Source organism: Streptomyces sp. NPDC102437 (genome assembly GCF_044765565.1).
In the GTDB taxonomy this organism is placed as follows: Bacteria; Actinomycetota; Actinomycetes; order Streptomycetales; family Streptomycetaceae; genus Streptomyces.
Genome location: NZ_JBIWKI010000137.1, coordinates 1 through 2563, shown reverse-complemented (window position 1 = coordinate 2563; position 2563 = coordinate 1). Strand labels below are relative to the sequence as shown.

The 2563-nt window shown below is 67.5% G+C and carries 3 protein-coding genes; all 3 read left to right on the top strand.

What is annotated here, in order from left to right; genetic code table 11:
• Positions 1 to 341 precede the first annotated feature (341 nt).
• Positions 342 to 1073: a GntR family transcriptional regulator gene (locus ACIRJP_RS42330; RefSeq protein WP_404186537.1), complete on the top strand. Its 732-nt coding sequence runs from the start codon at positions 342 to 344 to the stop codon at positions 1071 to 1073.
• Between the two features lie 234 nt (positions 1074 to 1307).
• Positions 1308 to 2375 (top strand): helix-turn-helix domain-containing protein, encoded by a 1068-nt coding sequence (locus tag ACIRJP_RS42325; RefSeq protein ID WP_404186535.1) that lies wholly within the window; start codon positions 1308 to 1310, stop codon positions 2373 to 2375.
• A partial coding sequence (locus tag ACIRJP_RS42320; RefSeq protein ID WP_404186533.1) for a DnaB-like helicase N-terminal domain-containing protein occupies positions 2372 to 2563 on the top strand: 192 nt, incomplete at its 3' end. The genes ACIRJP_RS42325 and ACIRJP_RS42320, both read left to right, overlap by 4 nt.

The following is a 2563-nucleotide window of genomic DNA, read 5'->3' as shown; positions in this document are numbered from 1 at the left end:
TCCTCCCGATACCCCAACCGCCGGCCCCGCCGCACCGAGCCCTCCGGCTCCGCCTCCGGACCCAGATCGGTGTCCTCCCGCTCCCAGCGCTCCGCGTCCTCCTTCAACCCCGCCTTCGGACGGGTGGCCTGCACGTTCACCGGACGTTCTGACACGATCGTCACGTCGGTCCCCTTCTCACACAGTCGGTCCGACAGCGGCCCCGGGGAGGCACCCCCGGGGTCGCGCTGCGTCGCGGGGCGTTACCCTGCGATGTAGTGGATAGTGCACTAGCACACTACCCACGTCAAGTAGTACGCTGCACCGCAGTGAGCTAGTGAGCTACGAGAGAGGACAGGAACATGCCTGAACTGGACCGAACCCCGCCGTATCTCCAGGTGGTGCAGGAGTTGCGCCGCCGCATCGTCGACGGCGAGCTGGCCGACGGCGACCGGCTGCCGTCCGTACGCCAGATCGCGGAGGAATGGCAGATCGCGCAGGCCACGGCGATGAAGGCGCTGGCCGCGCTCCGTGCAGATGGGCTCGCTGAGTCCGTGACTGGCGTTGGCACCGTCGTGCGCAGCCGCCGCACCCTGCACCGGTCGGCCGCTGACCGACTCGACCGCGCACTCCGGACCGGAAAGATCTACCCGGAAGATGAATACGCGGTAATTCAGGCCGCTGAATTGGCCGTGGCGCCCGCATGGGTGGCGGACCTCTTGGGTCTCAACGAGGGCGCACAGGCAATTCGGCGGCACCGTGTTACCCATAACTCCGATGGCCCCGTTAGTGCCTCGGTCTCCTGGTTCCCTGCGGAATTCGCTGAATCTGTTCCGGCACTCCTAATTGCCGAACGAATTCCGGGAGGAACGCCCAGTGCGATTGAGTCGGGAACTGGTCGGCGTGCCGCAAACGACGCAACAGAAGAAGCCAGTGCAGTTTTCCGTGCCACCACGGAGCAGGCTAGTGATCTAGGAATCTCCGCTGGGGATCCCGTTTACGTCGGACGCAACATCTACAGCGACGTAAACGGAGAAATCATCGAGATCGGTGAGTCAGTAGCGCCTGAGGGTCGCTGGAGGATTCACCGCTAGGAGCTGGGCCACGTTGCGGTCGGGAGACTGGCCGCAACAGTGCGAGAGCATGGCCCAAACGCAGCGAGCCCCCGCCAAACGGGCGGGGGCTCGAAGGTCCCTCCGGGTTCGCGGCCCGGACGGAGAAGCACTCTCGACTGGCAAGAGGAGGTGCGCTCTCTTGAGCGTACGAGACAACAGGACCAGCAGGCCACAGTGCCTGACCAACGCGGCGGCCGGGGCGGGGGTGGCCCGGTGAGCCACCAGGCGCAGACGTGGGTGGACAAGGTCGGCATCCGCGATTGCAAGAACGGCGGTGAGCTCCTGGTACTGATCCGGGTGGCGAACCACACGAACGGCGAGATGCGGGGCTGCTACGCCTCGGGGGAGACGCTCGCGGGCGAGTGCCTGATGGGTGAGTCCACGGTGCTGAAGCACCTGCGGCGGCTGAAGGCCGGCGGGGTGCTGCTGCCGGGCGATCCGAACCTCGTGGATCACATCCGGGCGGACCGACGCCCGCCGGTCTACGACCTGGCCGGCGGGCACGAACCGGGGTGCCCGGGGAAGCACAGCGCCGATCTTGTATGCGAGACGGTCATCGCGGGTGTTCAGATCGAGCACCCGTCGAAAAGGCCACCCGCCACGGGTGCTCGATCTGAACACCCGCAGAAAAAGCGCAGGCCAGCGGGTGCTCGATCTGAACACCCGTCGAAGGAAACACCCGCCACGGGTGTTCAAATCGATCTCTCACGGGTGTTCAAATCGAGCACCGATAGTTATAAGGAAGCGAAGCTTCCTCTCTCTCTTAACGCTGGCGCGCTCAACCACCAGCCGTCACAGCCCCCTCAGAAGCGAGAGAGAGAAGCGGCTGCGCCGGAGAACAAGACCCCTGCCCCGGTCGCTGGCGGGACAGCTGCCGCTGTCGTGGATGCGTGGGCCAACGGCCTGAAGGCCTGCGGGCATCAGTTCCTGCCGAAGCGCGCGGCGGCCATCGGTGCCGAGGCCGCCGAGCTCCTGGCGGCCGGTCACGATCTCGATCACCTGTGCCGCGTGGCTGAGTGGATGGGGCGGGCGAAGCCGAGCTGGAAGATTCTTGAGGACGCGATGACGTGGCCCGAGGCTCCGCAGGCGGCGGTGCCCAGGCAGCGGCCTCAGCGGGCGATGTGCGAGCGGCATCCGGCGTTCGCGGCCGACGACTGCGCCCGGTGCCGGCGCGCGGAGATGGACCGGCAGCAGCGGGGCGCTTCGGAGCCGGGGCCGGTCGATGGGATGGGGCTGCTGGCCCGGGTGCGTGCCGGTATGCCCGCTGGGGGTGCCCAGTGAGCGCGGCGGCCGAGAACCTGGACGTGGTCCCCCGTCAGCAAGGCGCGCCTGCGCAGGACCTGGACGCGGAGATGTCCGTGCTCGGGGCGATGCTGCTGGGCGGCAAGGACGCGGTCGGGGAGATCCTGGACTGCCCGATGCGGCCTCGGGACTACTACCGGCCCGCACACGAGACGATCCACGCCGCG